16 protein-coding genes, 2 tRNA genes and 3 rRNA genes are annotated in these 25,131 nt (G+C 64.7%); 6 read left to right on the forward strand and 15 right to left on the reverse strand.

Translation table 11 applies throughout. The features are described 5' to 3' along the window. Window position 1: 1 nt before the first annotated feature. The 3 genes from NBT81_RS01010 to NBT81_RS01020 form a co-directional block, all read right to left on the reverse strand. Window positions 2-352, reverse strand: a complete 351-nt coding sequence (locus NBT81_RS01010; protein ID WP_338740407.1) for a hypothetical protein — start codon at window positions 350-352, stop codon at window positions 2-4. 100 nt (window positions 353-452) lie between these two features. Beyond that, the gene (locus NBT81_RS01015) at window positions 453-1,031 is read right to left on the reverse strand and encodes a DUF488 family protein (RefSeq protein ID WP_338740409.1); all 579 of its coding nucleotides are present in this window, start codon (window positions 1,029-1,031) and stop codon (window positions 453-455) included. A gap of 175 nt (window positions 1,032-1,206) precedes the next feature. Continuing rightward, complete coding sequence (locus NBT81_RS01020) at window positions 1,207-2,928, reverse strand: winged helix-turn-helix domain-containing protein (protein ID WP_338740410.1); 1,722 nt, start codon at window positions 2,926-2,928, stop codon at window positions 1,207-1,209. Window positions 2,929-2,988: 60 nt separating this feature from the next. On the opposite strand from NBT81_RS01020, the gene NBT81_RS01025 reads away from it, so the two are divergent. Continuing rightward, entirely contained in the window at window positions 2,989-3,117 is a 129-nt protein-coding gene (locus NBT81_RS01025) for a hypothetical protein (protein WP_338740411.1), read from the forward strand. Window positions 3,118-3,324: 207 nt separating this feature from the next. After that, entirely contained in the window at window positions 3,325-3,465 is a 141-nt protein-coding gene (locus tag NBT81_RS01030) for a hypothetical protein (protein ID WP_338740413.1), read from the forward strand. A gap of 497 nt (window positions 3,466-3,962) precedes the next feature. Here NBT81_RS01030 and NBT81_RS01035 read toward each other — a convergent pair. The 6 genes from NBT81_RS01035 to NBT81_RS01060 form a co-directional block, all read right to left on the reverse strand. Beyond that, a tRNA-Cys gene (locus NBT81_RS01035) sits at window positions 3,963-4,038 on the reverse strand. Between the two features lie 122 nt (window positions 4,039-4,160). Beyond that, window positions 4,161-4,282 (reverse strand): 5S ribosomal RNA (rrf, locus tag NBT81_RS01040). 123 nt (window positions 4,283-4,405) lie between these two features. Continuing rightward, a 23S ribosomal RNA gene (locus NBT81_RS01045) occupies window positions 4,406-7,321 on the reverse strand. Window positions 7,322-7,526: 205 nt separating this feature from the next. Further along, window positions 7,527-7,598, reverse strand: a tRNA-Ala gene (locus tag NBT81_RS01050). Between the two features lie 136 nt (window positions 7,599-7,734). Beyond that, window positions 7,735-9,205: ribosomal RNA gene (locus NBT81_RS01055) — 16S ribosomal RNA — on the reverse strand. Together the 16S, 23S and 5S rRNA genes with 2 tRNA genes alongside form the textbook arrangement of a ribosomal RNA operon. Window positions 9,206-9,849: 644 nt before the next feature. Further along, window positions 9,850-10,197 (reverse strand): non-histone chromosomal MC1 family protein, encoded by a 348-nt coding sequence (locus NBT81_RS01060; protein ID WP_338740414.1) that lies wholly within the window; start codon window positions 10,195-10,197, stop codon window positions 9,850-9,852. Between the two features lie 197 nt (window positions 10,198-10,394). Here NBT81_RS01060 and NBT81_RS01065 point away from each other — a divergent pair, with 197 nt between their 5' ends. Then, window positions 10,395-10,592, forward strand: coding sequence for a hypothetical protein (locus tag NBT81_RS01065; RefSeq protein WP_049937926.1), 198 nt, complete (start codon window positions 10,395-10,397; stop codon window positions 10,590-10,592). Between the two features lie 60 nt (window positions 10,593-10,652). Then, window positions 10,653-11,708 carry a quinone-dependent dihydroorotate dehydrogenase gene (locus NBT81_RS01070; RefSeq protein WP_338740415.1) on the forward strand — a complete coding sequence of 352 codons (1,056 nt, stop codon included), beginning with the start codon at window positions 10,653-10,655 and terminating at the stop codon, window positions 11,706-11,708. Here NBT81_RS01070 and NBT81_RS01075 read toward each other — a convergent pair. From NBT81_RS01075 to NBT81_RS01100, 6 genes are all read right to left on the reverse strand, one after another. Beyond that, window positions 11,705-14,308 (reverse strand): valine--tRNA ligase, encoded by a 2,604-nt coding sequence (locus NBT81_RS01075; RefSeq protein WP_338740416.1) that lies wholly within the window; start codon window positions 14,306-14,308, stop codon window positions 11,705-11,707. The genes NBT81_RS01070 and NBT81_RS01075 overlap by 4 nt on opposite strands. Before the next feature lie 84 nt (window positions 14,309-14,392). Next, the gene (gene pheT / locus NBT81_RS01080) at window positions 14,393-16,111 is read right to left on the reverse strand and encodes a phenylalanine--tRNA ligase subunit beta (protein WP_338740418.1); all 1,719 of its coding nucleotides are present in this window, start codon (window positions 16,109-16,111) and stop codon (window positions 14,393-14,395) included. Then, window positions 16,111-17,652 carry a phenylalanine--tRNA ligase subunit alpha gene (locus NBT81_RS01085; protein WP_338740419.1) on the reverse strand — a complete coding sequence of 514 codons (1,542 nt, stop codon included), beginning with the start codon at window positions 17,650-17,652 and terminating at the stop codon, window positions 16,111-16,113. The genes pheT and NBT81_RS01085 overlap by 1 nt, the downstream gene beginning before the upstream one ends. Window positions 17,653-17,893: 241 nt before the next feature. Continuing rightward, window positions 17,894-19,510 (reverse strand): tryptophan--tRNA ligase, encoded by a 1,617-nt coding sequence (locus tag NBT81_RS01090; RefSeq protein ID WP_338740420.1) that lies wholly within the window; start codon window positions 19,508-19,510, stop codon window positions 17,894-17,896. A 1-nt stretch (window position 19,511) separates the two neighbouring features. Further along, entirely contained in the window at window positions 19,512-20,579 is a 1,068-nt protein-coding gene (gene endA / locus NBT81_RS01095) for a tRNA-intron lyase (RefSeq protein ID WP_338740421.1), read from the reverse strand. 58 nt (window positions 20,580-20,637) lie between these two features. Further along, window positions 20,638-21,366, reverse strand: a complete 729-nt coding sequence (locus NBT81_RS01100) for a DUF91 domain-containing protein (RefSeq protein WP_338740422.1) — start codon at window positions 21,364-21,366, stop codon at window positions 20,638-20,640. A gap of 75 nt (window positions 21,367-21,441) precedes the next feature. Here NBT81_RS01100 and NBT81_RS01105 point away from each other — a divergent pair, with 75 nt between their 5' ends. Then, window positions 21,442-22,080 carry an HAD family phosphatase gene (locus NBT81_RS01105; protein ID WP_338740423.1) on the forward strand — a complete coding sequence of 213 codons (639 nt, stop codon included), beginning with the start codon at window positions 21,442-21,444 and terminating at the stop codon, window positions 22,078-22,080. An 84-nt stretch (window positions 22,081-22,164) separates the two neighbouring features. After that, window positions 22,165-25,128 (forward strand): PAS domain S-box protein, encoded by a 2,964-nt coding sequence (locus NBT81_RS01110; protein WP_338740424.1) that lies wholly within the window; start codon window positions 22,165-22,167, stop codon window positions 25,126-25,128. The last annotated feature ends 3 nt before the right edge of the window (window positions 25,129-25,131 follow it).

Raw genomic sequence — 25,131 nt, forward strand, 5'->3', positions numbered from 1 at the left:
TTTAACAGACCTCCCGGAGTTCGACGGTCATGTCCCGCTCTCTCGCTTCGAAGCGCGCCGCGACGTCGCCGGCGTCGCCGACGCGGTCGAAGTGGACGAACTCGCCCGGTACCTGGAAGGCCTCGTCGGGATCGTCCCAGACGGTCGCTCCACATCGAAGCCCGTCCGTGTAGATCACGGTCAGCTTGACGACGCGGTCGTCGCCCCGGTCCTCCATCACGATCCCGTCGTCGACGCCATCCCGCTCGTGCATCCGCTCGTCGTTCAGGTAGACGTCCAGATCGGGGCGGTTCTCCCCGCGGATGTGGCCGTGAGTCGGTTCCTCTGTCTCGGTGTCGTCGGTCGTACTCATCGAATCACGCCCCGTGAGGGGCAGACCTCCGTCGAGGGTTCGAACCCCGAAGCGTCCTTGCAGAGGTGATCGAGGACACCGAACCCGACACCGGTCCGGCTCACATCGACCCCTCCAGTTCGTGTCCCACCCAGTCGGTCAGCGTCTGTACCGAGAGCTGGCACTTTCGGCACTCTCTCCCGTGGCGTGACTGATCGGTGCCGACGATCTCGTGCTCACCGTCGGCGCAGGGGTCGCGAACATCGCCCCGTGACGCTTCGATATCGAGATCATCGCGAATACGCTCGGCAAGCAGTCGTCGATGGCAGTAGGTATCGTCAGCCTCCCAGCAAACAAACCAGATCGTACGCTCGGTCGCCCGATCTCGAAGTGTCTCGATGACCTGCTGAGGGCCTGCCGCGTCGAGATGATCGAGATACTGCTCCTCAAAGTCGACACTCTCCCACGCGACCCGCTGGGGCTCGTCGTGGCCATCAGCTTCGGCCGCCTCTTCGATCTTCTTGTAGGCGTCGAGCAGGTGTTCGGGCGGCGCGAGCGTCTGGAGGTTCCGATCGACGACGTCGTCGGTCCACTCTGCAGGATATCGAACGACGCCGAAGAGGTCGTCATCGGGTGCTGGCGTTGCCGATCCCTGCGACAGCGCAGTGAAATACGTCGTTCGGATCGGTAGGGCGGTCACGCCGATCCACCTCCAGTAGAGACAGGTCCGTCGTCGAGATGGGTGGGGCGAAGAACACGCTCCGAAACCTGGTGCTCACAGGGGAAGAGCTGAGCACTCGACCCGACACGAGTGGCCGCCCGAACCCGCGACCCGCACTGTGGGCACTCCGGAAGATCATCGGGGACAGTATAGATCACACCGACACACCTCCAGTAGACTGCTGGATACTGGTCTGGCCGTGATCGACTTCCGCACCGAAGCGCGCCGTCGCGACCGACGCAGAGGCGACGGCCTCTTGGTCCGCCAGGGCCTGACACGTCGGGATCACCCACCAAGCCCACGCAACGTGGTCGCGGAGCGCGTCGATGTCGGGGACGCCATCGGGACCAAGGTCGATCCAGATATCCCACACCCGATCCGGGGGATCGTCGAGAGCGACGGCGTCGTAGAGGACGTCCCGAGCGAGGGTGAGGTCGTCCTCAACGAGACGAGGGAGGACATCCGCGTGGCGTTCGGCGTCAGTGCAGAACGACAGGCAGAGCCGATAACCCTGCCCAGTTGCCTCGATGAGCCCCAGTGCTTCGAGGCGAGGGAGATGGGTCCGGAGCGATCGCGTTGACCGTCCAGCCTGATCTGCCAGGGCAGATTGGGTAAGGGGTTGGTCGGCACGAAGTAGCGTCGCGACTACGTCTCGGATGGTGGGCGAAGCATTCGCGAGGAGTCCGTCGGACTGCAGAGCCTGTAGCGCCCGCCGGACTTCATCAGTCCGAATGTCCCGCTCGAAGGCTTCACGAGATAGTCCACGACCGAGAGCGACCGCAGCGTCGTATGGTGTCGCTGCGAGACCGTGGAACAACGAAACAGCGTCACGGGTCGCCCGAAGCCGCTTCGTCGCTACCAGCGACCGGACGATTGCGGCGTAGGTCTTGCGACCGTGATCGTAGACGACCGGGACGTCAACGGCGATCTCGGGAGCGTCGTCGCGAAGGGCTTGCGGCTCGGCGAGTTCCTCCTGGAGGATCGTCGCGAGACCTTCGGGGGTGCCGCCACAGTCCCCGACGACGGAGACGGATGGGATGACCGCTCCGAGTGGATCGTCGTGATCGATATCGAGGCCGGTCGTCCACTCGAGCTTCTCGTCCCGCGTCTCGAACAGTTGTCGGTAGCCGGTATGCTGACCATAACACGAGCAGATCGCGAGGCCGACCGCCAGGGATCGCGCCATGGTCCGTCGATGCTCGGTATCGAACTTCGGTAGCGAGGGAACGCGCACTTCGAAGGTGACGTCGACGTCGGCGAGGTCCAGGAGGTGGACCATCGTCCCGACGAGTCCGAGTGCTTCACGAGTGATCGTCGAGCGGAACGCATCCCGATCCTCGTAGTCGCCCTGGTGCCACTGCTTGGTAAGCTCGAGGAGGTCGTCCCGAGCGGTCTGCAGTCCGTCGATATAGTCGGCCGGCGTCTCATGATCATCCGGAAGATGACCGAGACATCGAGACCCGCGGAGGATCTGCCGATGATCGTCGAACAGATCGGCGAACTCGGGAGCCTCGAGCAGTCGGTCCTCGGTGAGGACGAACTCCCAGATACGCCAGTCGGTTAACGCAGCTGCAGTACTCACCCAGTAAGGCATGGGGGAGTCGTACTCACAGGAGACACCGACCGCGTCTGCACTCTGATCGATCCAGATGTGGCCTTCGGCACGATCATCACGCCCCTCAACAGAGTGATCGACTACCGAGACGCCGCCATCAGGGGTACATTCCCGGGCAGCGATGTACTCAGACCGGTTCCAGTCGGCCGGCGTATGGAGACTGGGGAGGCGTTCCCGGTGGAACCCGCGCTGGCCGGCCTCACCAGCCGCCGCGGCCCCCTCGTCTCCCCCCTCCCGTGCATGCGCGTGGTTACACGGCATATCTTGGAACGATTTTCCGGTCTCGCTAACGCGCTCAGACACCGCTTCGTCGAGCGACGCTTGTCTACCGTATTCCGCATCGAGCGCGTCCAAGACATCCGAACCAGTCTGGAGAATCTCGACAGCACTACCAGCAGCGGTCTCGAAGCGCTCGGAGATCAGACCGAACTCACGGAGTTCGCCGAGTAACTGGCGAACGCGAGCGGAGGAGACGTCAAGAGTGTTGTAGAGCCGTTCGTACGGAAGTGTCTCGGCGTTGGTCTGAGCGATCCGTCGAAGGAGTTCAACAGCACGTCCATCGGGATCGAGATTCGCGAGCGCTGCCCTGGAGTCGCCTTCTATGCCCCATGCTCTGCACTGCTCCCTAACGCTATCCGGGAGCTGCCCGTGATGATCGTGCGCGAGGTGGACGAGATCGAGTCGGCGACCGACCACCTGCACATCGCAGGCACAGGCGAGCGTCGCGAGTATCTCGCAGACGCGGTCGCGCTGATCACGGCGGCGGTCGAACCAGTCCGGTTCGAGTCGAAACACTAGGGTCGGAGCATGATCTGCCAGCGTTAGCAGATCTGGAATCATCGATACGTCGTCTAGATCAGAGCGACCAGACCCGACCGAACGAAGAGTCCGTCGGAAGTCCCACATGGCACGCTCGTCGCCGGATGCAATGCGAATTAGGAGACCGACCAGATCGCCGTCACGAATCTCAAGGTCGAGATCCTCGAGCTGGTCGATAGCGTCGGTGACCGTTGTGCCCTGGAGTCCGTCACGGACAGACTGGACGAGGTCCTCCTGGAGCGCAGCCGTCTCGAGTAACGAGCCGAGGAGGTCACCTGGTGGACGATCGTCGAGCGTGACCGTCGCGACTGCATCGACGGGTTGCTGCCGGGAGAGGGAAACACCCGGCGTCACGCTGCCACACCTCCCAGCGGGGCAGCATGGCCACTACCTGTTTGTACGGTCGAACAAGTATCTAGAGATGAAGAATGTGTAGTAGAATCCCTCAGGTTTTGGATTCTGAGGGTTTGCGGCCAAGCCAAGGGCCGGATTTGAACCGGCGATGGGCGGCTCTGCAGGCCGCTGCGTTAGGCCGAACTCTGCCACCTTGGCGCGTCGGATACTATCGGAGTCCGTCGCTTAAGCCTAGCGGTCGGCGTCGAAACCGGCGGCTCAACGATCGATATGCAAAAAGCCCCGCCGAGCTCGCAGCTCGACGAGGCTGAGTATGAATGGTGAGGCGGCGAATCGAAACTCCCAGAGGGTCGCCCACTCCAGTACTGCTCGATACGCAGGCGGGCTTAACGTCCGTGTTCGGGATGGGTACGGGTGTCTCCCCGCCGCTCTGGCCGCCTTCATGCCGACCGACGGAATCGAACCGCCGTCAAACCACTGTCGGTAGGGTCTCCAACCGTACGTACGTGCGATCCAGCTAGCGCCTGGACCCGACACTCAAATCGGGTCACAGTGCGACATCTGATGAATGTGGCTCGGACTGTTAGTGCTCGCGGGCTCAACGCCTCGTTGCCTCGGCGCGTACACCCCAAGTCTATCTAACTCGTCTTCTACGAGTGTCCTCGGTGGTACTTCTTTTCCAGGTGGGTTTCGAGCTTAGATGCGTTCAGCTCTTATCCCGTGGTGCGTGGCTGCCCAGCAACTGCCCTCTCGGACAACTGGTACACCAGTGGCACCCAAGCGGAGTTCCTCTCGTACTATACGCTTGTTCCCGTCAAGTACCGTCACACCCCCAATAGATAGCAGCCGACCTGTCTCACGACGGTCTAAACCCAGCTCACGACCTCCTTTAATAGGCGAACAACCTCACCCTTGCCCGCTTCTGCACGGGCAGGATGGAGGGAACCGACATCGAGGTAGCAAGCCACTCGGTCGATATGTGCTCTTGCGAGTGACGACTCTGTTATCCCTAAGGTAGCTTTTCTGTCATTTACGGCCCGCAACAAGCAGGCTCGTAAGTTCGCTAAACCACGCTTTCGCGTCAGCGATCCTCGTTGGGAAGATCACTGTCAGGCTTCCTTGTGCTCTTGCGCTCTCTTCCGGGTTCCCGACCCGGATGAGGAAACCATCGGGCGCGCTCGATATCTTTTCGAGCGCGTACCGCCCCAGTCAAACTGCCCGGCTACCGGTGTCCTCCGCCAGGAGTGAGAGTCGCAGTCACTACCGGGTAGTATTTCAATGCTGGCTCGGTGGCCCGCTAGCGCGGGTACCTGTGTACCGCCTCCTACCTATGCTGCACAGTAGCGACCACGTCTCAGCGACAGCCTGCAGTAAAGCTCTATAGGGTCTTCGCTTCCCCTTGGGGGTCTCCAGACTCCGCACTGGAACGTACAGTTCACCGGGCCCAACGTTGGGACAGTGGCGCTCTCGTTGATCCATTCATGCAAGCCGCTACTGAAGCGGCAAGGTACTACGCTACCTTAAGAGGGTCATAGTTACCCCCGCCGTTGACGGGTCCTTCGTCCGATTGTACTCGGTGTTCAGATACCCGCACTGGGCAGGATTCAGTGACCGTACGAGTCCTTGCGGATTTGCGGTCACCTGTGTTGTTACTAGACAGTCGGAGCGCCCGAGTCACTGCGACCTGCTCTTGCACAGAGCAGGCATCCCTTATTGCGAACGTACGGGACTAACTTGCCGAATTCCCTAACGTCGGTTGCTCCCGACGGGCCTTGCCTTTCGCCGGCAGAGCACCTGTGTCGGATCTCGGTACGAACACCACACTCGTCTTTTCACGGGCTCTAGGTACGGCCGAGTTGCCCTATCCCGGAAGTCGTCCGCTTCCTGCCATTACGGCTTCCACGGAGGTGTCCGGTTCGACCGGGCGAGTGCCCGGCTCGGCTGTTCCCAAAGCGTCGACTTTCAATGTGTGGTGGCGCTGGAATATTAACCAGCTTCCCTGTTGTCTCGGTCGAATTACGGCGAGACTTAGGATCGGCTAACCCTCGGCTGATTGGCAGTGCCGAGGAACCCTTGCTCGTAAGGCCGTCGGGGGTCACACCCGACTCTCGCTGCTACTGTGACCAGGATTATCGTCACCACTCGGTCCACACGAAATCTCTCCCGTGCTTCCGTCCGAGCGGTGTGCCAGTCTACGCGGTCATCCTTTCACGGATGCGGGTAGGTCTCGGTGGTGGATTTGAGCCCCGATCATTTTGGGCGCCCCGAACCTCGGCCGGTAAGCTGTTACGCTTTTCTTGGAGGGTAGCTGCTTCTAAGCTCACCTCCCGGCTGTCTAGGGCTCGGGACTACCTTCGATCGCACTTAATCCACACTTGGGGACCTTAACCTACCGCTGGGTTATCTCCCTTACGGTGCACAGGCTTACCCCGCACACCGGACTCCCTTCGTCTGTGGCGTCCGCAAGTTCGGAGTTCGACAGGATGGCCGACTCCTCTCGGAGGCGGGTCATCCAATCGGTCGCTCTACCTCGCGGACTACCTCGGAAGAGGTCATGCTTCGACATGTTTCGACTGGAACCAGCTGTTGCCGGGTTCGATGGGCCTTTCACCCCTACGCATAGGTCACGGGAGGGTATTGTAGGACACCACCCCTAACGGGCCTCCACGTGCCTTTCGGTACGCTTCACCCTGCCCACGCGTAGATCACCCGGTTTCGGGTCGCATCCGCTTGACTCCCCGCGCTTGAACACGGTGGCCCTCGTCGTCAGACTGCGGCCGTATCGGTTTCCCTGCGCCTTCCCCGATAGTCGGGTTAGGCTCGCCAAGCAAATGCACTCCCTGGGTCGTTTTTCAAAACGCACGACGGAACATCGGCTTCCCACGAGTCCTACTGGAGGGTCGCCCCTCGGTCGTTTATCGTGGGACCTTGTATGCCCCGTCGCTCGATCGCCAGCTGAGTTCAGGCTCTATTGCAGTTCCCTTCTCGGGATACTTTTCAGCGTTCGCTCACGCTACTTGTTCGCTATCGGTCTCGAGGAGTGTTTAGTCTTCCCGGTTGATGCCCGGGACGTTCACGAGGAATATCCAATCCCCGCTATTCTGGAACTGACTCCCATCGTACTGTCCTCCGATACGGGGCTGTCACCCTGTATCGCACTCCGTTTCAGGAGATTTCTCGGAGGAGGTCGGATGTTGGTGGTCAGTCCGACACCACATGTCTCGTAAGAGATTCGGTTTGGACTGGCCCGCGTTCACTCGCGGTTACTGACGGGATCGCGTTTGCGTTCTGTTCCTGTTCCTACTGAGATGTTTCAATTCGGAACGTTCCCCATTGCGCGAGGCAATTGTGTAGGGATTCCCATTCGGAGATCCTCAGTTCTTCCCTTCCATGCAGGTCCCTGAGGCTTATCGCAGCTTGGCACGTCCGTCGTCGGCTCTCGAGCCGAGCCATTCACCAGCTGGCACAGTAGCCAGATTGATGGATGTCACACTAGTGACCCGGTTTGACTGTCGGGTCCAGTGGACGCCTGGATCGCACGTACATACGGTTTCATCACCCTCCCGTGGATGCGGGAGCGTTCGACCCTTCCCATCCGCGCTTGCGCGGGATGGTGCATCGGTCTGGGATCAGTCGTACCGCCCTCGCCCACTTAAGGGGCGTGGTTTGGTTTTCCGATCCCGGCATGGACCCACTGGGATTCGAACCCAGGGCATCCTCCTTGCAAAGGAGGCACTCTACCGCTGAGCTATGGGCCCACTCCCGGGCGATCCCGGGAGCGTGATGTGAAGCGTGAGCCTTGGTGGTTCTAAAGTGCCCGATCGGCGTGGTGATCGAACCGTGGACCGCAGTGGTCGTCGGTGGGCTCTCCCGTGTGGGAGAGTCCCGGTCTGTAGGAGGTGATCCAGCCGCAGATTCCCCTACGGCTACCTTGTTACGACTTAAGCCCCCTTGCGGAGCCCAGATTCGACTTGGGTATCCAGGCCTCATCCGGACCCCACTCGGGTGCTTTGACGGGCGGTGTGTGCAAGGAGCAGGGACGTATTCACCGCGCGCTGCTGACACGCGATTACTACCGAATCCAGCTTCATGAGGGCGGGTTTCAGCCCTCAATCCGAACTACGACCGAGTTTAGGAGATTACCGTCCTCTCTCGAGGTTGGAACCCATTGTCTCGGCCATTGTAGCCCGCGTGTAGCCCAGCACATTCGGGGCATACTGACCTACCGTTGCCCGTTCCTTCCTCCGTGTTGGCCACGGCAGTCCTCCTAATGTACCCACCCAAGCGAACTTGGTGCTGGCAATTAGGAGTGCGGGTCTCGCTCGTTGCCTGACTTAACAGGACGCCTCACGGTACGAGCTGACGGCGGCCATGCACCTCCTCTCAGCAACTCTGGCAAGGTCATCAACCTGACCGTCATTACTGCTGTCGATGCTGGTGAGATGTCCGGCGTTGAGTCCAATTAAACCGCAGGCTCCTCCGGTTGTAGTGCTCCCCCGCCAATTCCTTTAAGTTTCATCCTTGCGGACGTACTTCCCAGGCGGTCTGCTTAGCGGCTTCCCTACGGCACAGCACCCACTCGTAGTGGGAGCCGCACCTAGCAGACATCGTTTACGGCCAGGACTACCCGGGTATCTAATCCGGTTCGAGACCCTGGCTTTCGTCCCTCACCGTCGGATCCGTCTTCCCGAAGTGCTTTCGCCATCGGTGGTCCGTCCAGGATTACGGGATTTCACTCCTACCCAAGACGTACCCTTCGGGTCTTCCGGTCCCGAGCCGTGCAGTTTTCACCGGACGCCCGCCAGTTGGGCTGGCGGATTTCCCGATGAACTTGCTCGGCCGGCTACGGACGCTTTAGGCCCAATAAAATCGGCCATCACTCGAGCTGCCGGTATTACCGCGGCGGCTGGCACCGGTCTTGCCCAGCTCTTATTCCACTACCACCTTACGGTAGTGAAAAGCGAGGACTGTATGCCCTCGCACTCGGGGTCCCCTTATCGCACTTGCGTGCAGTGTAAAGGTTTCGCGCCTGCTGCGCCCCGTAGGGCCCGGAATCTTGTCTCAGATTCCGTCTCCGGGTTCTTGCTCTCACAACCCGTACCGATTATCGGCACGGTGGGCCGTTACCCCACCGTCTACCTAATCGGCCGCAGCCACGTCCTCCAGCGTCGGAACGTTTTCGCGTCTCGGCATTCCAGCGTGAGACGGGTATGGACTATTAGCCTCAGTTTCCCGAGGGTATGGTCCTCTAGAGGGTGGTTTGGCCACGTGTTACGGAGCTATTTGCTACGAGTCTGAACTCGTACAACTAGCATGGCTAAATCGGACCCCGATAGCAATGGCCTCCGGCAGGATCAACCGGAATGGTCTCACTCCATGGGGAGTGAGGGGTGGCGGGAAACGTAATGTTTCCGCGTCGTGTATAGACCACTGAGGTCCGTGGTTCGGGCCACCGCGTCGATCGGGTGACACCGAACCACCAAGGCTCACATCAGATTCCGTCTTACGGCGGACCGCAGAGGTGGAATCCTCATGTTTCGTCCGGACTTGAATCGAGTCGGGCGACCCACATAAGCCCGTCGATCGGGCGTGGGGTGAGTCGGCCGGTCGGCGTATCAGTCCGAGTCGAAGGCGTTCGTGCCCTCGCCGCGCTTCGCATCACAACCGAACGCCCTTAATCACTTAAGGCCGTCGGAAGCGTTCCGCCGCGGGCGGGCGATTATGTCGGCGACCGGATCGGTTCCGGCTGCCGGAATCACCACCGGCGACGTGCGTACTACGACACATGCCGGTGGCATAAATAAGGCCGTCGAAGTGGACCGCCTTCGTGGGACGGTTCCATGGGTCGGAGAATCATGGTCGAGAAAGCGGTGTTGCGCGGCTGGAGGCCGGTCGGTCATCCCCCGCTCGTACGGACGGTCCCGCCGGGGAGCGGCCGCGCGAGTGGACGGTGGTCGGCGCACGGGCAAAGCCCTGTCGACACTCACCACCTCGCCACCGCGGCCGGGGTTAGTCTTGGTGTTCGATACCCTTCTTCGAGACGTTGCCGTTCGTTATCTCGTCGACGTCGGAGAGCCAGACTTCGCCCTCGTCCTCGGCATCCCACTCGTCCATGTCGACGTCGGGGGGCGACTCGTTCCACGCCCACGCGTCGTAGACGTGTACCTTATCGGTCCCCTTCTCCCGGAGTCGGATCTCGGTCGGGTTCGCCTCCGCTTCCTCCTCGGAGTCGGCGGGGTTTTCGAGACGGCGGGCAGCCTTCAGCGCCGCCTGCCGGGGCATGTTGCCCGAGAACACGCTGTCCTCCTCCCCGTCATCCTGTAGCGCGAAGTTCCGCTTATCGTCCTCTCGTACCATGATTGTGCACCTCTATGCGAATCGAACACATGCCACAATATAAATATGTCGGCAAATCGGGGGCTCAACGGGGGTGGAGGGATACCCGTCGGCCGGCACTCCTCGACCGACTCGTCGCGTCGGGTGTCAGGAGCGACGGTCGACGAGTAGACAACACTTATGTGTATCCTGCGGCGAAAGAGGGGTAGACACCCCCGATGGTCCGGAAAAAGAAACTCAGTCCGAGCGGTGCCAAGGACGAGAACGGCGAGTACCACAACGTCCACGTGAACCTCCACGAAGACGAACTCGCCGTGGCCGGCATGGATATCGGCGACGAGGTGTTCGTGCGGGTACGCGACGGGAAGATCATCATCCAGAAGGCCGACCCGGACGACGTGGAACACGACTTCTGAACGGATGACCGCCCACGACCACGGCGGGAGCCGACCGTCGCCGCCGGGGGACGACGACAGATGAACGGGTACGACGCGCTCAAGCCGCTGTTGTTCGCACTTCCGCCGGAGACGGCCCATCGGGTGACACACCGGGTACTCCGAGGGGTCCAGCACACGCCCGTCGAGAACTTCCTCCGGGAGCGGTACACGGTCGAGAACGACCGCCTGCGCACCGAGGCGTTCGGACTCGACTTCGAGAACCCGGTGGGCGTCGCCGCCGGCTTCGACAAGAACGGCGAGGTGCCGTCGGCGCTGGTCGCACTCGGCTTCGGTCACGTCGAAATCGGCGGCGTCACCGCCGAGCGACAGGCCGGCAACCCCCGACCCCGCCTCTTTCGGCTCCCCGAGGACGGCGCGCTGATCAACCGGATGGGGTTCAACAACGAGGGAGCGGACCGGATCGGCGCGCGACTCGACGACGCCGACCTCCCGGACGCGCCCGTGGGCGTGAACATCGGGAAGTCGAAGGCGACGCCGCTCTACGAGGCGGCCGACGACTACCGCTACACCTACGAGCGCGTGGCCGACGCCGGCGACTACTTCGTCGTGAACGTCTCGAGCCCCAACACGCCCGGCCTGCGCGACCTCCAGCACCGCGAGTCGCTCGAACGCATTCTCGGGGGACTGCTCGACGCCGGGGCGGACCCGCTGTTGGTGAAACTCTCGCCCGACCTCGCGGCCCCCGCCATCGACGAAGCCCTCGCCGTCGTCGACGACTTGGACCTGGACGGCGTCGTCGCCACCAACACGACCGTCGACCGCCCGCAGGGGCTGCGGAATCCGAACCGGGTCGAACGCGGTGGCCTCTCGGGGAAGCCGATCGAGGAACGGGCGACGGGGACGATCGAGTTCATCGCCGACCGAACCGACGTACCGATTGTCGGCGTCGGCGGCGTCACCGACGCCGAGGGTGCCTACCGAAAGATCCGTGCGGGAGCGAGCGTCGTCCAACTGTACACCGGACTGGTGTACGAGGGACCGGGGCTCGCACGCGACATCAACGAGGGGCTCCTCGACCTCCTAGAACGGGACGGCTTCGACTCGGTGGAAGACGCGGTCGGTGTCGGCCGCTAGTTCCGGACGATCACGACCGTCTCGCCCGCCTCGATCATCTCGCCCTCGCCGGCGTAGCGACGCTCCTCCTCGATGTCGAACATCTCGGGTGCGAGTTCGACGCCGTCGACGTGGAGGTGGTCGTCGACGACCTCGAACTCACCGGCTTCGATGGCGTCCTCGATGGCGGACACCTGTCCGCCGAACTCGGGACCGACCAGCGAGTAGTCGAGGTCGACGCCGGCGACGACGGACTCGACCGGGGGTTCCTCGTCGACGGACTCGAGTTCGCCGACGTGCATCACACGCCGGATGTCGTCGGCGAACGCCGAGACGTCGCCGTACACCCGAACCGCGTCCACGTCGGCGTTCATCGACAACTGGTTGTCCGACTTGTACTTCCGGAGTGCCCCGACGACGGCCATCGCCCGTTCGCCCGCCGCGAGGTCGGCCTCGACGCCCAGCGGTTCGGGCCAGTCGGTCGTGTGGACGCTCCCCTCGCTGTACATCTCCCGCCAGAGCTCCTCCGTGACGTGGGCGAGGATCGGCGCGAACAGCTTACAGAAGCGCCGGTGGGCGATCTGGAGCGTGTACGCCGCCGACTCGTCGGTACCGTCGCGCAGGCGCTGTTTGGCGATTTCGAGGTAGTCGTCGCAGAACGTGTGCCAGAAGAAAGAGCGGAGGCCGTCCCGGGCCTTCGAGAACTCGCGGCGCTCGAAGTGCTCGGTGACGGTCTCGATCTGCGCGTCGAGTTCGGCCAGCATCCAGCGGTCGATCTCCCGGAGATCGGGCCGGGAGAGCCGCTTCTCCGGCGTCAGGTCGTCGACGAGTTTCGACGCGTTCCACAGCTTTCGCATCAGGCGCTCGCCCGCACGGAGGCCCTTCTCCTTGTACGGTAGGTCGTCGCCGACGGCGCTCCCGGCGGCCCAGTAGCGTGCGGCGTCGACCGGGAACTCCTCTAAGACCTTGTCGGGCGCGACGACGTTGCCCTTCGATTTGGACATCTTCTCCCTGTTCTCGTCGAGCACCATCCCGTTGATCATCACGCTGTCGAAGGGCACCTCGCCGGTGTGCTCGTAACACTTCACGACGGTGTGGAACAGCCAGAAGGAGATGATGTCGTGACCCTGCGGGCGCACGTCCATCGGGTAGAGTTCTGGCCGTTCGATGGCCATCTCCCCGGCGTCGTCGTCGAACTCCCACCCGGCGTTGATCAGCGGCGTCAACGAGGAGGTCGCCCACGTGTCGAAGACGTCGTCTTCGGGGACGAGCGTCCCACACCCACACTCCGGACAGGCGTCGACCGGCGGGTCGTCCGAGAGGGGGTCGACCGGCAACTGGTCGCGGTCGGCGACGATCTCGGTGTCGCAGTCGTCGCAGTACCACACCGGGAACGGGATGCCCGACGACCGCTGGCGCGAGATGGCCCAGTCCCACTGGAGCCCCTCGATCCAGTTTTTGTACCGCGTGAACATCTTCTCCGGGAACCAGTCCATCGACCGCCCGGCGTCGAGGTACTCCTCGGTCTTGTCCAGCAGTTTGATGTACCACTGTTCGGTGACGAGGAACTCGACTTCCGTGTCACACCGCTCGTGGACGTTGACGACGTGGGAGATGGCCCACCGATCCAACAACGCGCCGGCGTCGTCGAGGTCGTCGACGATGCGTTCGCGGGCCGCCTCGGCGGAGAGCCCCTCGTACTCCTCGGCCACGTCGGTCATCGTCCCCGACTCGTCGATGGCGATCCGGAGGGGCAGGTCGTGGGCCTGGTACCACTCGATGTCGGTCTGGTCGCCGAACGTACAGCACATCACGATCCCCGATCCGGTCTCCATGTCGACGCGTTCGTCCTCGATGATGGGTACCGTCTGTCCGAAGAGCGGAATCTCCGCCTCCTCGCCGACGAGGTAGCCGTTCTCGTCGTCGTCGGGGTGGACGAACACCGCCACGCAGGCCGGCAGGAGTTCGGGGCGGGTCGTTGAGATGGTGAACGTCTCGTCACGCCCGGCCACGTCGAAGGCGATGTCGTGGAAGTGCGAATCCTGTTCGGAGTCCTCCATCTCGACCTGCGAGATGGCCGTCTCACAGTCCGGGCACCAGATGGCGGGCGCGCGCTGGCGGTACTCCCGACCCTGTTCGTAGAGGTCGATGAAGGAGAGTTGGGAGATGCGCTGGACGCGCGGTTCGATGGTCTGGTAGGTCTCGGTCCAGTCGATGGAGATACCGAGCGCCTGCATCTTCTCCGTGAAGTCCGCCTCGTACTTCGCACAGACCCCACGGCACATCTCCTGGAACACGTCGCGGTCGTAGTCCTGGTGTTGCACCTCGAGTTCGTCCTCGGCGAGGCGTTCCGAGGCGATGCCGTTGTCGTCGTAGCCAAAGGGGAAGAACACGTCCTCGCCCTGCATCCGGTTGTACCGGGCGACGAAGTCCTGCAGGGTGAAGCCGTAGACGTGGCCCCAGTGGAGGCTCCCGGAGACCGTCGGCGGCGGCGAGTCGATGGAGAAGACGGTGTCCGGGTCTACGGCCCCCTCGCCTTCGTAGGCGTAGAGATCCTCCTCGACCCACCGCTCCTGCCACTGTCGTTCGACCGTCTCCGGGTCGTATTCTCCGCTCGGCATGGTATTGCTCGCGTGACGCTACCGGAGCGGCCGGTGTTAAACGCCTCGGTTGGGGGCTGTCGGGGCCGAAGAAGGGAACGGGGTTTACGCCAACGCGTCCAGCCGGAACTCGAAGGCCGCGACCGGCAGTTCGAGGTCGTGTTCGACCAGAACCCGCGGGTGGACCTCGCCGATCACGCCGACCGACTCGCCGTCGATCACCACGTCGGCCGCACGGCCGTCGATGAACGTCGGGTGGTCGGTCGCCGGTGTCTCGAGGTCGACGCCGAAGCCCCGACACAGCGCCGCCAGACGGGACTTGGCGTCCTCGTAGGTCGCGTCGTGGCGGGCCAGCACGGCCGCGACGGTGCGGCGCTCCGCGACGCCCGTGTTCTCGTCGGCGTCGGCGCCCGCGGCGAGACCGATCTCCGCGAGGTCCTGTGGGTACGCCCGGTGGGTGTTGTTCTCCAACACCATCAGCAGGGAGGGGAGCGCCCACGTCCGGAGCATCGTGTAGTCCTCGCTGTACGGTTCGGTGATGGTCACCGGCGGGTCGCCGCCGTAGGCGTCGCCGCCGGCTTCGACCCCCATCCGATCGTAGTTCTCGACTTCGGAGATCATGTGGAAGTTGAGCAGGTCCTCGAAGCCGAGGCCGACGAGCCGTGTCCGCGCGGCCGACTCCAGTTTCGACCGGTCGTGTCGACTCCCGACGGTCGCCACGTCCGGATACCGTGGGTCGAGTTCGTTGAAGCCGTAGGCCCGACCCACGTCGTCGATCAGGTCGAGTGGGTGGAGGACGTCCGTGCGGTACGGCGGGATCGACACCTCGTAGGTGCCCTCTGCCTCCTCGGGGGCCGCGTCCAGTCCCGACCGCTCGAAGAGGTCGACCGCCTCCTCGACGTCGAGGTCGATCCCGAGCATCGACTCGATGCGGTCGTGGGCGACAGTCTTCGTCTCCACCTCGAAGTCGGGGCGGACCAGGCGGCCGTCCGGATACTCGACTGCCACCTCCTCTATCGTCGCACCCCGGGCGTCGAGCGCGTAACAGATCACGTTGCACATCCGGTCGATGGTCCACTGGTCGGTCCCCGTGAGTTCGACAAAGAGGTTCCGCGAGTCCGTCGACACCTCCGTCCGGCGGCCGTTGATGACCGGCGGGAACGAGAACAGGCCGATCTCGTCGTAGATGGCGGGATAGCGGTCGTACCCCTCGACGATCGGCGCGTACGTCTCGCCAGTGGGGTGATCGGTGAGCACCTCCGCGGGCGTCATCTCCCGGTCGGCGTCGAGGGGGACGAACCGGTCACCGTCGGGGTCGAGCCCGCGGTAGGTGATGGCGTTGCCGGCCGGTCCCTCGTCGTTGGGATCGTAGCCCGCCCCTTTCAGCATCGTCAGGTCGTGGATGCCGATGGCCCCCTTCGCGCGCTTGCGTCCCATCGTGGCGTGGAGTTTCTCCTGCAACTGGATCAGGGAGTCGAGCGCGGCGTCGTCCAGGTCGACGCCACGGATCACCGCGCCGGTGACACGGGGTCGCTCCTCGGGCACCGACTCGTCGACGACGATGGTCCAGTCGGCGTCGTTCGTGTTCGGGACGTAGACGCCGCGGTCGTCGCCGTACTGGTAGCGCAACGAGCGGGCGACGCCCTCGACGGAGAGGCGATCCAGCCGGTCCGGGCCGAACTCCAGTTGCAACAGCCCGTCCTCGGTCTCGCCCTCGAACTCCAGACCGAGGGCGAACAGGTCCTCCTTCAACTCCTCGTCGCTCTTCTCGTCGTGCCCCGTCAACTCCCGGAGTGCGTCGGGATCGACGTCGACGACGGGCATCAGTGCAACACCTCCGTGGTCCGCAGGAGGTCCAGATCACAGAGCGTCCCGTGCACGTCGCGGATGTCGTCGAAGCCGTACATGAGCATCAGGAGTCGTTCGAGCGCCAGTCCCCACGCCATCACGTCGCACTCGACACCGAGCGGTCGCAACACCTCCTCGCGGAACATCCCGCTGTTGCCGATTTCGATGAGTTCCCCGGTTTCGGGGTGGGTGCCGAACAGTTCGAACGAGGGTTCGGTGTAGGGGTTGTAGTGGGGTTTGAACTCCAGATCGGTGATGCCGAACTGCCGGTAGAACTCCTCGAAGGTACCCATCAGGTCCCGGACCGAGAGGTTCTCCGCCATCACCCAGCCCTCGATCTGGAAGAACTCCAAGAGGTGCGTCGGATCGAGCGTGTCGTTGCGGTACACCTTCTCGACGCTGAAGAAGCGCTCGGGAGGTTCGAGGTCGCCGATTTCGGTGCCCGACAGGTAGCGCATCGACAGGGAGGTGGTGTGGCCCCGGAGGTCGACCGCGCGGGCCACCTCCTCGGTCCACGGCGAGTGGTACCCCTGCCCGTCCTCGCCGACGCCCTCGAGGTGGGCCGAACGGACCCGGTCCAGTAGGTCTTCGGGAATCGACTCCATCGGGGGCACGTCCAGCGCGAACTGGTCCCAGTGGGTCCGCGCCGGGTGGTCTTGGGGCATGAACAGACAGTCGTTGATCCAGAACTCCGAGTCGGCGTGGGGACCCTCCATCTCGCGAAAGCCCATGCCGACGAGCGTCTCCTTGACGCGTTCGGCGGTCTGACGGAGGATGTGGACCGAGCCACCCCGCTCCTCGGGGGCGTCGGCCTCGACGTTGTACGCCGAGAACTCGGCGTCGCGCCACTCGCCGGAGGTGAGCATCTCGGGCGTGAGGCGGTCGACCGTCTCCGCCGTCTCGACACCCTCCATCAGCGCGGTCACACCCGCGTCGGTGAGCGTGACCGAGCGGACGGCCCGCTCCCGGCGGTCGACGAGGCCGCGCCGGACGAGTCCGTCGAGGGCGTCGGATTCCTCGACGGCCTGCGGCCGGCTTCCCGAGGAGTGTGGCTCCTCGCCGTCGCCGGAAGAAAGCGACGCGAGCGCCGCCGCCTCCGGATCGGCGTCCGGGTCGGCGTCCGGGTCGGCGGTGATCTCACCCGAATCGACGTCGCCGTAGCTCTTGCGGGCGTAGTTCGCCAGCGCGATGTCGACTTCGGGACCGTCGAGGTCGGCCGCGCCGATGACCTGCCCCATCGGGACGGGGGTATCGTCGGCGCCGGCGGCGAGCGCGGCGCGGTAGAGGCGAACCTCGGGTAGTCCCGCCTCGGCGTAGGTCGCTCCCTCCTCGGTCACCTCGTGGGAGACCGATTCGGACGCCGAGACGGTCACCAACCCCTCGTCTTCGAGGTCGAACGCCGCGCCGGTCACCGTCGCCGGGTCGAGGTCCGTCGACTCGCTCAACTGTGCTATCGTCCGTTCGTCCGTCGCGCTCGCGGCTTCCAACACCGCGATCTGTGAGTCCGGAAGTCGCATTCTTGTTCGTATTCACCGAAGCCGGTCAGTTAGCAGTTCCGAAGGGGTCGCGTGGCCGGTCGAGCGGCCGAGCGAGCCGGTTTCGTCCGCCCGCCGCGGGCGGAGTCCGCCGGCCTCAGACGGCGAGGAAAAAGAACCCGAACCCCGGCTCGGTCGCTTCGCGGGCGAGCGTGTCGGTCGTGGCGGGGTCGGTCGCCATACCCGTTCGATTCGGGCCGCGAGACAAAAACGTTCCCCACCGTCAGTGGTCGTCGCCGGCGACGCCCCGCCGGTCCGAGTCGAGGTCGATGTCGACGTCCTCAAGGACCGCCTCCATCTCCTCGCGTTTCTCTTGGTGGTCTTCGAGGAACTCGCGCATGAGTTCGGCGGCCTGCTCTTTGCAGCCGCCACAGAGCCGCTCGCCGCCGACACACTCCTCGTACACCTCGGTCGCGAAGTCGTCGTCGTCGCCGGCCAGCAGGTAGGCGTACAGTTCGTAGACGGGGCAGTCGTCGGCCTCGCCGCCGAGTTCCCGCTGTTTCTCGGCCGTCTCGCGGCCACCCGTCGTCGCCGCCTTTACTTTGTCGTAGCCGTCCTCGGGGTCGTCGAGCAGGGAGATGTGACTCGCCGGCACGGAGGAGGACATCTTCCCGCCCGTCAGTCCGGTCATGAAGCGGTGGTAGATCGAGGAGGGCGCACGGAAGCCGTAGCCGCCGTGGTCGAGTTCCACCTCGCGGGCGAGTTCCTCCGCGGCCGCCCGATCCATCCCGAAGGCGTCGACGTGTTCGTCGTACCGGCGTTTCTCGCCCGGTATCGCCTCGATCAGCGCGTCGAACGCCTCCTCGGTGGCGTTGCGGTCGAGGAAACGGACCCGAGGACGGAGCGGTTCCTTTCCGGCCGCCCGGAGTTTCTCGATGGCGGCGTCGCGGTCGGCGTCGGGAGTCATCTCCGTATCGAGCCAGTCGGCGGCGTCCGCACAGCGAACCGGATCCCCGTCGTCGGAGGCGAGTGCGCCGTAGGCGGCCGCGAGGTGGTCGCGTTCCCCGGGATCGGCCGCGAAGGAGGCGTACGCCTCGGTCACTTTGAAGTAGCGCGTCCGCGCGGCCACGTCCCGCGCCAGCCGCATGTGGGGGTCCTGATCCGGGCCGACCGGGATGACCGTCGGCTTGGGCTCCTCCAGTTGGGGGTAGAGGATGTCGGCTATCTGCGTGACGACGGACTGCATGTGCGAGACTGAGGTCTCGCCGTCGAAGCCGTAGATGCCCTCGAACTCGGCGAATCTGGCCTTCGATCCGAGTTCGAACGCGAGGTCCTGCACCTCGCGGTTGGTCGACTGGCGGTAGAGTTCCCCCTCCTCGGGATCGAAGCCGAGGGCGAGCAGGGAGAGCAGGTAGTCGCGGGCGTGCTCGTCGATCTCGTCCCACGAGAGGCCACGGGCGCTGTGGGCTTCGAGGTCGGCGATCAGGCCGTAGGCGTCCGCGCCCCGCTCCTGGTGCCAGACGATCTCGTCGAAGACGAGTTTGTGACCGATGTGGGGGTCGCCGGTGGGCATAAAGCCCGAGAGGACGGCCGCGTCCTCGCCCTCGCGGAGGGCACGGGCGACGGGGCGGTAGTCGCGGTGGCCGAAGATGACCCCCCGGCGCATCAGGTAGTGGGGCTCCGGCACGTCGGGGAGAACCTCGTCGAAGGCCTCGATGCCGAACTCGTCGAACAGTTTGCGGTAGTCGGCGACGGTCGACGACCCCCAGGGGTCGAGCGCGACGTCGTCCGCGCCGGCGGCGGTGCCACCGTCGGTCGCGGCGTTGTCGGCGGCCGTCTCGTCGACGGCCGCGTCGCTCGGGGCCTCGCTGTCGGCGTCCTGCGGGGTGTCTCGTGTCATGTTATGGCGTGAGTCGGTCGATCGAGAGCCAGTCTATCCCCTCGTTCACGTCGGTCAGCGCAAAAACCATTCGTTTCCGGACCCCACCGGCGAGGCGCACGTCGAGCGAGAGGTCCCGAGGGAGGAACGTGTGATCGGGCGCGACGACCCGGATCAGACGCGTCGAGTGGCCCATCTCGTCGACAGTCGTGAACCCGTCGTAGGTGCGGAAATCCGCGCCGAACTTGAACCCGCTCTTCGGGACGCTCCCCGCCGCCCGGAGCGCCGCGTACGCGCGGAGGCGCCGGTCGAACCGCTCTCCCTCGACGGCACGGCCGCGCTCGACGACGCGGGGTTCGGCGATCGAGAGGGCGTCCCGCCGGGCGAGATACGCCGCCTCAACCAAGGACAGTTGCAGCGGCCCGCCGTCCGCGTCGCGGCCCCGGAGCCGCTGGCCGTAGAACCCACGGTCGTGGAGTGATTCCGGCGGCTCCCACACTACCGCCCGGTCGGCGAGGAGCGAGGCCGCCATCCCGGTCGGCGGGTCGTACCGCGACGTTTCGTCGTCCGCGCCGGCGTCGCCCTCGGGACCGGGGCGGCCCGTCTCGAAGTAGGTGAGTTCTCCCTCCTCGTCGACGACGGCGAGAGTCACGTCGCCGAGGCCGGCCGCGGCGATGGTCTCTCGCTCGCCGGCGACGCGGACGCAGTGGGCGACGGCGTCGTCCGCCGGTCCCTTTCCGCGTGGATACACCACGAAGTCCGCTCCGTGGGGGTCCTCAACCCAACCATCGCGGGCGGGCGAGAGGTAGAAGCCCCGGTCACGGAGGTCCTTGTAGACGACGAAGTGGAGGGCTGCGTCGGTGGCGACGAGGAAGGTCCGGAAATCGAGAGCGTCGGCGTCCCCACCGTCCGCAGGCGTGACCACGGTGTCGAGGTCGCCACGGAAGAGGAGGTGTGCAGCCTCCACCGGCGCGAGTTCGATCCGGTTGCCGTCGAGTGGACGGCCGTAGCCGCGGGCGTCGTAGAAGCGCTGGCGGGCGTCGCCGCCGACGCGGACCACGCCCTCCTCGACCTCGAAGGTCCCCTGCATACCCGTGTGGCGGCGGGGCGCGGGTAAAGGGTCTGCGGTGGCTGCCGACGACCGCCGGTCAGCCGTCCCACCGGTCGCAGGTGCCGTCCAGACACCGCCTCCCCGTCGCCGTCTCGAAGACCGGGAGACCACACGGACAGTCGTCGACGAAGACGCCCGCGGGAACGGTGAAGGCCGTCTCGCAGTCGGGGTAGCCGTCACAGCCCGCGAGCAGGCGACCCTTGCGCCGGATGATCCGGAGGTCGTCCCCGCAGTCCGGACACGTCCACGCGCGGTCGAACCGTTCGCGAACGACCCCGTCGAGTGGCTGGCAGGCGCGGTCGATACACACCTCGAACGTCGCGCCGCGGTCGACGGACACGAGTGGCAGACCGCAGTCCGAACAGGCCGAATCGAGGACGGTCGCCCCGGCGACCAGCGGATACCGAGTGTCGGTATCGGCGTCGACGACCGCACCGTCCGCCCTGATCAGGGCTCCCCCGGACTCGGGGTGGGTGCCGACGGGGACGCCCGCCGCCGACGCCCGGTACACCGACTTTCGGATTCGGTCGGCGGTCACCCGGAGTCGGCGGTCGTCGAGACGGGCGGTGAGACCGACCCCCGGACCGTCCCGTTCGACGGTGACGCTGTCGGCACGGGTGAGCCACGCCACCGGCTGGTACCCGCCTGCGTCGTGGACGAGGACGGTCCGGTCGGGCTTGACGAGGACGAGCACCCGCCCCCGGTAGGTCCGGTCGTCGGTCTCGACGGTACAGTCGCCGGCGAACGCGCGGATGGCGTCTGGCATGGGAGCGGTGGGGCGCCCTCCCGCCCGAAAACCCTCGGACGAAGGTCTTTCAGCGATGGCCGATCGAAGGCGCGCATGGACGCGGTGCTCTTCGACATGGACGGCGTGATCGTCGACACCGAGGAGTTCTGGCGCGAGCGCGAGGCGGAAGTGATCCTCCCCACGGCGGTCGCGGCGGGCGACCCGAAGCAGTCCGAGATACGGGGGATCAACTACCGCGAAACCTACGACTACCTGGCCGAGCGCTACGAGGTGGCGATGGGGCGCGAGGCGTTTCTGGACCTCTACGAGTCGGCTGCGGCGGAGCTCTACGAGTCGGCCGACCTCATGCCGGGGTTCCGGGATCTACTCGCGGCGCTCCACGACCGCGGCCTGCAGGTCGCGGTCGTCTCCTCCAGTCCCCCGTCGTGGATCGAACGGGTGGTCGAGCGGTTCGACCTCGACGTGGACGCCACGGTGAGCACCGAGGACGTCGACGGTCCCGGCAAGCCGGAACCGGACGTGTACGCGGCCGCGGCAGCGCGACTGGGCGTCGATCCGGGCGACTGCGTCGCCGTCGAGGACTCCCCAAACGGCGTCCGGGCGGCGACGCGGGCCGGGATCGTAACTATCGCCTACGGCGGCGATCCCGAGGCGGCGACGTTGGCCGACCACGAGGCGGCCGACGCCACGGCGTTGCGGGCGGCGTTCGTCGGTCTCGGCGTCCTATCGTAGGGTACGGAGCCGACAGCGAGCACCGTGAGTGTGCGTACGTGGCGTCCCCGTGCTATATTATCGGGGATCACGTACCGCCCGTAAATGACGGGATCGGGGGATCTCGAGCCGCGTCGGAGACTCGTCGAGGAGTTGAACGACATCGTCGCCGTCGTCGCGGTCGACGCGACGGTAACGTACGTGAACGCCGCGGTGCAGCAGGTGCTCGGGTACGCACCGACGGAGTTGATCGGCGACGCTGGAACGGCGTACGTACACCCGGACGACCGGGATACCGTCACGGACGCGATCGAAGCGGTGGGAACCGATCGGGAGGCGTCCCGGACGGTCGACTGTCGACTCCGACGGGCCGACGGGTCATGGTGTTGGATCGAGGCGATCCTGCAGAACCGGACCGACGACGACGTGGTCGACAGCATTCTGGTGACGGGTCGTGACATCACCGACCGCAGGGAGCGCGAGGCGGAACTCGTCACGACCAAACGGCGCATGCAGCTGGCACTCGAAGGGGCGAACCTGGGGATCTGGGACTGGGACATGCAGACCGGCGAAGTGTCACGCGACGAACTGTTGACGGAGATGCTCGGCTACACGCAAGCCGAGATGGGCGATCGGATGCGTGGCTGGGAACGGGTGGTGCATCCGGAGGACAGGGAGCGACACGACGAGGCGCTCGCCGAGCACATCTCGAAGCGGACGCCGTACTACTGGTGTGATCACCGGCTGAAGACGAAATCGGGGAGCTGGAAGTGGGTGCGCACGATCGGAACGGTCGTCGAACGCGACGCGGACGGCGATCCGACACGGGCCGTGGGGATACACCAGGATATCGACGACCGGAAGCGCGCCGAGTTGGCGCTGGAGGAGGAGCGGGACATGTTCAAAGAGGGTCCAGCGGTCGTCTTCAGATGGGAAGACGCGGCGGGCTGGCCCATCGAGTACGTCTCGAAGAACGTCGAGGAAGTGCTCGGATACGCGCCGGACGAACTCCAGTCGGGAGAGTTCAGGTACATCGACATCGTCCACGAGGAAGACCGGGAACGGGTCGTTCGAGAGGCGAGCGACCTCGAGTCCGGGGCGGTCGACAGCATCACCCTCACTCCGTATCGGGTGATCACGGCGTCGGGCGACGTTCGATGGGTGAAAGAGTACACCAGAACGGTCGAAAGCGGGGGCGAGACTCCCCATCTCGTCGGCTATCTCGTCGACGTGACGGAACGCAAGCGTCGGGAACGCGAGCTACGGCAGTTCAAATCGGCCGTCGAACGGAGCGCCCACGCCATCTACATCACCGACGCCGAGGGCCGGATCGAGTACGTCAACCCGGCCTTCGAGGAGATCACCGGATACAGCGAGCAAGCGGCCGTCGGGGAGACGCCACGCATCCTCAAATCGGGAGAGTACGACGACGACTTCTACGAGGAGTTCTGGGAGACGATCACCTCCGGAGAGCAGTGGGAAGCGGAGATGATCGACGAGCGGTCGGACGACGAGCGGATCGTTCTCAACCAGACGGTCGCGCCGATTACCGACGACGACGGCGACGTCCGAAAGTTCGTCGCCGTGGCCCGGGACATCACCGAGCGCAAGGACCGGGAACGGAAGCTCAGGGAGCGGGAGCAGAAATATCGGAGCCTCTTCGAGGGCACGCGCGACGCGCTCATGGTGTTCGACCGCGACGGCTACCTCGACTGTAACGAACGGGCACTCGAACTGTTCGGTATCGGCTCCGTCGAAGAGTTCCGAGAGTACACGCCCTGGGAACTCTCTCCTCCACGACAACCGAACGGGGAGGACTCGAAAGTGGCGGCGCTGGCGCACATCGAGACGGCCTTCGAGGAGGGGGAAGCGTTCTTCGAGTGGACCCACCAGCACAGCGACGGGGAGGAGTTCCCGTCAGAAGTGAAGCTCAGCCGGTTCGAATACCAAGGGACGCCGGCGATACACGCGCTCGTCCGGGACATTTCGGCGCGGAAGAAACGGGAGCGGGAACTCAAGGAGAGCGAGGAGAAATACCGCAGCCTGTTCGAGAACACCCGCGACGCGCTCATGCTGCTCGACCGTGACGGGTTCATCGACTGCAACGAGCGGACGCTCGAGCTGTTCGGCGTCGATTCCGTGGACGCCTTCGTCGGTCGTGCGCCGTGGGAACTTTCCCCTCCACAGCAGCCGGACGGGACGGACTCGAAGGCGGCGGCGCTGGCACACGTCGAAACGGCCTTCGAGGAGGGGGAAGCGTTCTTCGAGTGGACACATCAACGCGTCGACGGCACGACGTTCCCTGCCGAGGTGAAGCTCAGCCGGTTCGAGTACGAGGGCGAGCCGGTGTTGCACGCGCTGGTTCGGGACGTGACCGCCCGAAAGGAGTACGAACGACGGTTGGAGGAGCAACGCGACAACCTCGACGTCCTCAACCGGGTACTTCGGCACGACATTCGCAACGACCTCCAGGTGATAACGGGCTACGTTGAGATCCTCGCCGACGAGTGTGACGACGAGGAGGCGGACGCCCACTTCGAGACGATCGACGAGACCCTCGATCACGCGATTGGACTCACGAAGGTAGCCCGCGAGATGGCCGACGTGATGCTCTCGACCGACGAGGCGTCACGACCCGTCGACTTTCGAACCGTCCTCGAGAACGAACTCGGCGAGATACGGTCGACGTACTCGGAAGCGGTCGTCAGCACCGAGACGGCCGTGCCACGGGTCACGGTCGAAGCCGACGATATGCTGCACTCCGTCTTCAGGAACCTCCTGAAAAACGCGATCCAGCACAACGATGCGGAGACACCGAGAGTGACCGTGTCGGTGACGGAGCGTGACGACACCGCCGTCCTTCGGATCGCCGATAACGGTCCGGGAGTCCCCGAGAACCAGCGAGAGAACATCTTCGGCAAGGGGGAGAAGGGCCTCGACAGCCAGGGAACTGGCATCGGCCTGTATCTGGTCGATACGCTCGTCGAGAACTACGGGGGCGAGGTCGGCGTCGAAGACAGCGCGGCCGGCGGAGCGGCGTTCGTCGTCGAACTACCGACAGCCGAGTGAGAC

This window comes from Haloplanus sp. CK5-1 (assembly GCF_037201915.1).
Lineage (GTDB): Archaea > Halobacteriota > Halobacteria > Halobacteriales > Haloferacaceae > Haloplanus > Haloplanus salilacus.